Below are 7,642 nucleotides of genomic sequence, written 5' to 3'. Positions count from 1 at the left end.
TTGGGGATCGTTTGCAGCCCTATCCGCCGATTCCTCCGTACCCGGGGCCGTGATCCGATGGCCAAAATGCGCCTTTTTTTACATTCCTTGTTGGCGTTGGGTCTTGCGGCACTATCGCCCTGTGCACAGGCAGAGGACTTACCCCTCTGGCCCTTGCCAGAGAGCCTGGGCGAAAGACCTTTGGCCAAAGAAATGCGCCTCAATGGTGTACCCGTGAATATGGCCATTTTCGGCGGGAGGATGAGCGTTGACGAATTCCGTCGGGCTATGGAGCGCAGTTGCAAGGCAGAAAGCGGAAGTTTCCAAGCGATGGCGTTTGGGATGAAGCAGTTGTGGTCGTGTATTCACGAGCCTTATTCGCAGACGGCGCAGTGGCAACAGGTAGGCAATCACATCGAGGGGGAGCTTTCTACCTTGCGGATGGACGCTCACGCCGAGCCCCATCCTCTGCCGGTAGCTCTGCCTGATGGGACCGCCCTGCAGTCTGATCTCGAAACGCTGGACCCCGGTGGCCAAGAGGGCCGGGTTCTCGTGCTGCAAAGTGGGCTGAGCGTGGCACAACTGCGCGCCTGGTTTCTCCGGCAGGCGCAGGCTCACGGATGGAAAGTGGCGGACGCATTGAGCACAACCTCCACGCGCTTGAGTCTGGCGAGGGCGGGCGGGAGTTTGGATTTTGCCTTCCCCGCCCATGCCGGGATGGGGACGCAGGTTGTACTCGTTTGGCAAAAAAGGAAATGAGGAAGATCAGCTATGAGACCAGAAGCAAGAACCAGTACTGGGACCGGCAAGACGCAAAGAGGACAATCGATGATCGAATATCTGGTGGTCCTGCTTGCGGCGGTCGTTATTTTGCTCGCCCCCATTCCCTCAATCGTTCCGGGAACATTGCCAGACAACGCCTCAGTGCTGACGCAGCTTTCCGTGGCGCTACGCGGTTTCTACAGCGATTACTCCTGGGCGGCATCCCAGCCTGTGGTTGATTGACACTGAAAAAGGAAGGAAAGTGGCTACGCAACTCCCCAATGATTTCGAATCCGGAAACATTCAAAAAAAGCCGGCCCGCGCCCTGGGTGGCTGGCTGATTCTGGCCGTCGCCATCGTGGCTGGCCTGGCAGCTGCCTTCCTCGCCGTGCACACCTTGCGGTCTCGCGAGGAAGCGGTACTGGCAAGACTATATGCAAATAGAGCCGATAATATGATCCGCGCGGTAGTGCCCGTCCGCGACATTCCTGCAGGGACGATTCTGGATCTTGGTATGGTAGCAGCGCGGAACATTCCTGGTGATACGGCTCCTGCCGATGTCATCACGCCGGAAACGTTCGACAGTTATTCAGGCCATCGGGTCAATGTTCCTTTGCTACAAGGAAAGCCGATACTGAGTTCCTATCTCAGCGGTCGGCGTACCCTGGCAGACATCATCGATCCGGACAAACTGGCGATGACCTTTACCTTCGATAGCATCAGCACCCTCGATGGCATGCTGCAGCCTGGCGACCACGTGGATGTGCTCTGGTTCTATGCCGGGCCAGCAAGTGATGAACCGCAGGGTAGCGGGCAGGGTCGGGCTCGGGATCGCTTTTTGAAAGCGGGGCAGGATGTGTTGCCATCCGCTGGCCCCGGCGCACTGGAGGGCCCCGCGGCGCTTACCGGTTTGGCTGGCAATACCGGCGGACCGCTCATTTTTCGTGCTGGAGGCACGGAGCAGGAGAGCAAGCTCCCCAAAGATGGGGTGCGATTCCTCGAGCGGGATCTTAAAATTGTTGCGACGGGGACACGCACCGTAGCCTCCGATTCTGCTGCCAATATGAACAACGATCCCGCCATGACGGGACAACCGGCACAATTCAACACCGTGACCGTGGAGCTGAAGCCGGAGCAGATTCAGAAGCTGGTTCTTGCGAAGCGACTGGGGGAATTGCAGCTCGTGCTGCGTAGCCATGATTCTCAGGTGGCCGCTTCCAACAAGGTCTACACTGTCCGCGACATCTTGGGAATTCGCGATCGCAAAGACGGACCGCTCTATGCCGCCGATTCCATCGAGTACATTGTTGGCGGTACGGGTCAGAACGGCCAGGTCAACAAGCGCCTCGACATCAGCGGGCTGCGCCGCCTGGCCGATGGGTCACGCCAGAAACAGCAAGGTCTTGCTCGTCAGGAAGTCTCTGCTTCTGGCGATGCAGTACCGCGTCCAGTTCAGATAGACAAGTTGCTGCCGCCCGTGGACGCTTCGCGGCCTTTTCTCCCCCGTTAACCTCTGCACAAAGGAAACCTCATGTTATTTGGTAAGAAACTGTTGCCTGTTCTTATCAGTACTCTGCTGGCTGCTCCCGCCTTGGCCGCAGAGGATCCCACCCTTGACCTGTACGCCGGCCAGGTGCGGGTGATACCCACCAAGCCGGTGAAGCGCGTAGCGGTTGGGGATGGTAAGGTGCTGAGCACTACCGTGGTTGACGGCAGGGAATTGCTGCTGCTCGGCGATGGCGAGGGCGAAACCAGTCTTCGGGTGTGGTTCAAGGATGGCGGAGAGGAGGCGTATCGTGTGTTGGTAGCACCCAAAAACGTGGGCCGTGCTGCCGCCGAAATGCGGGAGCTGCTCACCAACAGCAGTGTGCCCGTCACAGTCCGCATTGTTGGCGACCACGTCGTGGTGGACGGGAAAAATCTGCCGGCTACGCTGTTGACCCGGATCACGCAGCTGCAGACTCTCTATCCCAAAACCATCGTTCTGGCCAGCCCGGCACCTTTCAAGATGGAAAAAATGGTTTGGCTCGATGTCAATGTTCTGGAAATCAAAAAAACGGCACTGGAGAATCTGGGTGTCGACTGGACTAAGCAGATTGCTGGTCCTTTCATTGGTTATGGCAAAGATTTTGTTGGCCCGCGCAATGTGCCCCTGGTTCCCCTGGGCCAGGATCTCACTCAACCGCCAGTCGCTGGGACCGGTATTCGCTTGACGCCTACGCCTCCGGGCCTGGATGGGGTAATCGATTTAACCAACCTGGCTCGACCCATCGCCGGCGTCTCGAATGTTGGAATCATCACCGGGATGTTGTCCAAAATTAACCTGGCCATGAGTAAAGGCGACGCGTATCAAATCGCCAACCCGCAACTCAGCACCCGCAGCGGCGGCGAAACCAAGTTTCTGGCGGGCGGGCAGGTTCCCATTCTGCAGGCGCTGGCGTCGGGTACGGCGGCGTTTCAAAACGTCACCTACAGGGATTATGGCATTCAGCTGGATTTCAGGCCCCAGGTCGATGACGACAACAACATTACCATGCACGTTTTGGCCGATGTATCGGAAATCGATCCGAGTACCAGTGTGGTTCTGAATGGTCTGAACGTGCCCGGTTTTACCACCCGGCGCAGTGAGGCCGATATCAATGTCGGAGACGGTCAGACCATGGTTATTTCGGGATTGGTGAACCCCAAGACTGCCAAGAGTGCCTCTCAGCTGCCCTGGCTCGGAGATATCCCTATCCTGGGCAACCTCTTCAAATCGACAGATTTCCAGGCTGGCAGCACCGATTTGGTCATCCTGGTGACTCCTCGCGTGGTATCGCCTGCCTCGCTTGAGAACATTCGTCAGGTTTCGCGAGCGGTCGGCATGAAAGACGAGTTCAAGAACACCTTGCCCAAAAATTCCCCAATCCGGGGCGCGGTGGATAAAACTCTTGGCTCGCGCGTGCCGTATCCCGAAACGCAAGCGCTGCCGGCACCGCACCCTCAGCCGCCGCTGGTGGTAACGCAGCCGCGCCCCAACCCGACTGTCACCGATCCTTCGACCAAGGAGTAGGACATGTTTCGTGTCGTCGCACAGCATCAAAAGCACGGACTGCTGCCCGTTCAGCCCCATGACGGAGTCTGCGTCATTGGGCGTTCCCCCGATGCGCATCTGCGCTTGGAGGGTTGGAACGTCGGCAAAGAGCATGCGCGGCTCGTGCAGCGAGAGGATGGCGTACATGCAGAGGCCGTAGGCGCACTCGGCTCCATCATCGTCAATGGGGAGCGGGTCAAATGGTACGGTCCCCTGAGCGACCGGGATATTATCGAAGTGGCTGGGGTGACGGTTCGGGTTGAGCGGGAAGCCTCGCAGAGTACCTTGCCATCCTCTCCGACGAGCCCCACGGAGGAGGCTGATGCGGAGCGAGTTGTCGTCACGGCCCAGCCCCAGTCTGCGCCAGAGCCGGATTTGCCTCGGACGATGCCCGTCGATCCGCGCTGGATGCAGTGGCGTCAGGGGATCGAGGAACGCTTGCGCACGCAGATGGACCTGCGTCGGCTGGATCTCAGCAGTATGAGCCGGGAGGAACTGCAGCGCATGGTCACCCAGCTCGCCAGTGAGGTGGTACAGGGCATGCGCCTGCCGCCAGAACTGGACCGGGAGCGTCTGATCAAAGAGGTGGTCGATGAGGCCGTAGGTCTGGGGCCTCTGGAAGACCTGCTCGCCGACGAAACCGTTACGGAAATCATGGTCAATCGCTTCGACGAGGTCTTCATCGAGCGCTCCGGGCGTCTGCAGCCTGCGCCAACGGTGTTCAGTAGTGAGCAGGCCGTGCGGCACATCATCGATCGCATCGTCGCTCCCATCGGTCGGCGCATCGATGAGAGCTCACCCCTGGTGGATGCGCGACTCCACGATGGTTCCCGCGTCAATGCCGTCATTCCGCCCGTGGCGCTGAAAGGCGCCAATATCACCATCCGGAAGTTCAGCAAAAAGCGTCTGCAGATGGAGGATCTCATCGGCTTTGGTTCGGTAGAGCCGCGCATGGCCGAATTCCTGCGGGTGGCTGTCGAACAGCGCAAGAATATTGTCATTTCCGGAGGGACCGGCTCGGGCAAGACAACGCTACTCAATGTCCTTTCCAACTATATCCCGCCGCGGGAACGGGTCGTGACTATTGAAGACGCGGCGGAACTGCGACTGTATCAACCGAATCTGGTATCGATGGAAGCGCGCCCGGCCAACGTCGAAGGGAAAGGCGCCATTCCCATCCGCGAGCTGGTGCGCAATGCCCTGCGTATGCGACCCGACCGTATCGTGGTTGGTGAGTGTCGTGGCGGCGAGGCCCTGGACATGCTGCAGGCCATGAACACCGGCCACGACGGCTCCCTGACCACCGCCCATGCCAACAGCCCCCGCGACATGCTTTCCCGTATGGAGGTCATGGTGATGATGGCAGGCATGGAGCTGCCCTTGGCGGCCATTCGCGAGCAGATTGCCTCGGCTATTGACATTATCGTGCAGATCACCCGTTTTTCCTGCGGTTCCCGAAAGCTCACGGCCGTAGTGGAGGTCACTGGTACGGAAAGCGGCGTCATCCAGCTCCAGGAACTTTTCAGCTACCGGCAGCAGGGCTTCGGGGCCGACGGCAAGGTGCGGGGTAGCTTCCGCGCCAGTGGGAGCATGCCGGAGTTCTACGAGGAGATGCGGGCTCGTGGCCTGCCGGTAGATACGAGCATTTTCCTGGAGGAAGAACATGAGCGGTCCTGAGCTGGGCTTTGCTGTTCTGGTCTTTCTGTCCGTAGGGGTACTGTTCTTTGTTCTTACCCAAGGCGCACGTACGGTCCTGGCCCGCCAGCGGGTGACCTTTACCCAGACGACCAAAAGCAGTCTGGCGGACATGTTCCTGTTTGCTGATCCCAGTCTGCTTTGGCGCCTGAATCTGGGTGCCTTGCTGCTGATTCCGCTGCTAATGTATCTGCTGATACCCTCGTTGCCCCTGGTGATTGCCGTAGCGCTGCTGGTGGCGGTGTCTCCCCGGCTGCTGCTCCGTTACCTCAAGGCGCGGCGTTTCGACCGCTTGCACCAGCAACTTCCCGATACGTTGCTCATGATGGCATCGGCTCTGCGCGGTGGGGCCAATCTGGGGCAGACTCTTGAGGGCCTGGCTCGGGATCTCAGCGCCCCCATGAGTCAGGAACTTTCCTTGGTCGTTCGGGAACAGCGTCTGGGCGTTTCTTTCGAGGACGCTGTAGGGAATCTGGCCATGCGCATCCGGTCGCAGGATTTCGATCTGGTGGTCTCCGCCCTGCGCATCAATCGGGAGGTGGGGGGCAACCTTGCGGATACCCTGCAGCGCCTGGGAGAAACCGTCCGTCGGCGCTTGATGATGGAGCAAAAAATCAAGGCATTGACCTCCCAGGGAAAATTGCAGGGTCTGGTCATGACCGCCCTGCCGGTGCTCATTGTGCTCGCACTGCTGCACATCGAGCCGGCTGCCACCGGCGCTCTTTTCAACACCTACAAGGGATGGGGAGTGCTGGGCATTGCCCTGGTGCTTGAACTGCTCGGGTACTGGGGTATCCGCAAGATTGTCAGTATCGAGGTGTAAAATGATGCCCATACGTTCCTGGCAGGCGTGGTTGGTTGCGTTGCTTGGCGCTGGGCTCGCGCTGCTATTGCTGGTCTATTTTGGTGAACGAACCCTGCTTGCTCTGGCAGGCAGATCCGGACAGCTTCCCTTTCTCCTCGTCGGGGTTTTTGTTGCCCTGGTGGTGGGGGCAGGCATCTACGGCTTCTCCCTGCTCTATCGGGCAGTGGATAAAGTGCCGCGCGAGTATCTGGATCCCTTACCCAAGGGCTTGGCCAAGGTCTGGCCCCTGGTACGTTTTGTGGATTCCACCATCGTTCGCTTTTTGCCCGACAAGCTCATCTACCGCAGTGCTCCCCGTATTCAAAAGGCCGGTCTCCATTATCTCATCACCCCCCGCGATTTCTTTGCGCTCAAGATTTTGTCTGCGCTTTTTCCCCTGGCCTTCGCACTTTTTGTCTATGCCACTCTGGGGGTCTTCCGTTGGGAATTCACCCTGCTCGGAGTGCTGCTTTTCAGCTTTTACCCTGATCTCTGGCTGGTGGAACAATCCAAAAAACGGCAGAAGAGAATTTTGAAGGATTTGCCCGTCTATCTGGATTTTATCACCCTGATGGTGGAGGGGGGGCTGAATCTGACGGGCGCCATCCAGATTGCCGTAGATAAGGGACCGGAAGGGCCATTACGCAACGAATTCCGCATCATTTTGCGGGATCTGCGCTCGGGTATGCCGCGCATAGAAGTCTTTCGCCGTTTTGGCGAGCGCGTAGCGATGCAGGAGTTGCGCAGTCTGGTCACCGCCATCATTCAGTCGGAAGAGCGCGGGGGAAGCCTGGCTCCGGTACTGAAGGCACAGGCGGAGCAGCGTCGGGAAGAGCGCTTTTTGCGCGCAGAGAAAGCCGCATTGGAAGCGCCGGTAAAGCTCCTGGCACCCTTGGTCATGTTCATTTTCCCCATCGTCTTCATTGTACTCGCCTTTGTCATCTACATGAAATATGTGCAGGAGGTGGCGACGTGAGCGAGCGCGGAGGGATCTGGCGGGAAGATCACTGTCTTTGGCCCCGCGCCCGCTTGGCCCGCGATCCGCTTTCCCGGGCAATCGGACTCTTGGGAAGACGCGGTCTGGCCGATGACGAGGCACTCTGGCTGCGCCCTTGTAGCGCCGTACATATGTGGGGCATGCGCATCGCCATCGATATCGTCTGGCTCGATGGTACAGGCAGGATTCTTGGTCTGCGTGCCGGACTTCGTCCCTGGCAGTATGCCTGGCCACGGGTACGTGGGGTACGAGATACGATCGAACTGGCGGCTGGCGCCATCGAACGCTGGCA

8 protein-coding genes are annotated in these 7,642 nt (G+C 59.0%); all 8 read left to right on the top strand.

Features of this window, described 5'->3' with window-relative positions:
• The coding region (locus tag AC2VNM_RS07760; RefSeq protein WP_486913079.1) for a hypothetical protein at window positions 1-738 on the top strand (738 nt) is incomplete at its 5' end.
• A 69-nt stretch (window positions 739-807) separates the two neighbouring features.
• Window positions 808-984, top strand: coding sequence for a hypothetical protein (locus AC2VNM_RS07755; RefSeq protein WP_483166826.1), 177 nt, complete (start codon window positions 808-810; stop codon window positions 982-984).
• 19 nt (window positions 985-1,003) lie between these two features.
• Window positions 1,004-2,251 carry a Flp pilus assembly protein CpaB gene (gene cpaB, locus AC2VNM_RS07750; protein ID WP_483166825.1) on the top strand — a complete coding sequence of 416 codons (1,248 nt, stop codon included), beginning with the start codon at window positions 1,004-1,006 and terminating at the stop codon, window positions 2,249-2,251.
• 21 nt (window positions 2,252-2,272) lie between these two features.
• Window positions 2,273-3,793 carry a type II and III secretion system protein family protein gene (locus AC2VNM_RS07745; protein ID WP_483166824.1) on the top strand — a complete coding sequence of 507 codons (1,521 nt, stop codon included), beginning with the start codon at window positions 2,273-2,275 and terminating at the stop codon, window positions 3,791-3,793.
• Between the two features lie 3 nt (window positions 3,794-3,796).
• The gene (locus tag AC2VNM_RS07740) at window positions 3,797-5,491 is read left to right on the top strand and encodes a TadA family conjugal transfer-associated ATPase (RefSeq protein ID WP_483166823.1); all 1,695 of its coding nucleotides are present in this window, start codon (window positions 3,797-3,799) and stop codon (window positions 5,489-5,491) included.
• On the top strand, window positions 5,478-6,332 hold the full coding sequence (locus AC2VNM_RS07735; RefSeq protein WP_483166822.1) for a type II secretion system F family protein: 855 nt from the start codon (window positions 5,478-5,480) through the stop codon (window positions 6,330-6,332). Before AC2VNM_RS07740 ends, AC2VNM_RS07735 begins: the two co-directional genes overlap by 14 nt.
• 1 nt (window position 6,333) lies before the next feature.
• Window positions 6,334-7,329 (top strand): type II secretion system F family protein, encoded by a 996-nt coding sequence (locus tag AC2VNM_RS07730; protein ID WP_483166821.1) that lies wholly within the window; start codon window positions 6,334-6,336, stop codon window positions 7,327-7,329.
• Window positions 7,326-7,642 (top strand): DUF192 domain-containing protein (locus AC2VNM_RS07725; protein WP_486913078.1); only part of this gene is annotated, 317 nt, incomplete at its 3' end. The genes AC2VNM_RS07730 and AC2VNM_RS07725, both read left to right, overlap by 4 nt.

The organism is Acidithiobacillus sp. TH-A67 (genome assembly GCF_057473545.1).
This window is presented reverse-complemented; position numbering and strand designations above follow the sequence as displayed.

Excerpts from the sequence above, each read along its gene's own strand:
- AC2VNM_RS07740 (WP_483166823.1), top strand. The coding sequence starts at position 3,797 with ATGTTTCGTGTCGTCGCACAGCATCAAAAGCACGGACTGCTGCCCGTT.
- AC2VNM_RS07735 (WP_483166822.1), top strand. The coding sequence starts at position 5,478 with ATGAGCGGTCCTGAGCTGGGCTTTGCTGTTCTGGTCTTTCTGTCCGTA.
- AC2VNM_RS07755 (WP_483166826.1), top strand. The coding sequence starts at position 808 with ATGATCGAATATCTGGTGGTCCTGCTTGCGGCGGTCGTTATTTTGCTC.
- AC2VNM_RS07730 (WP_483166821.1), top strand. The coding sequence starts at position 6,334 with ATGATGCCCATACGTTCCTGGCAGGCGTGGTTGGTTGCGTTGCTTGGC.
- AC2VNM_RS07745 (WP_483166824.1), top strand. The coding sequence starts at position 2,273 with ATGTTATTTGGTAAGAAACTGTTGCCTGTTCTTATCAGTACTCTGCTG.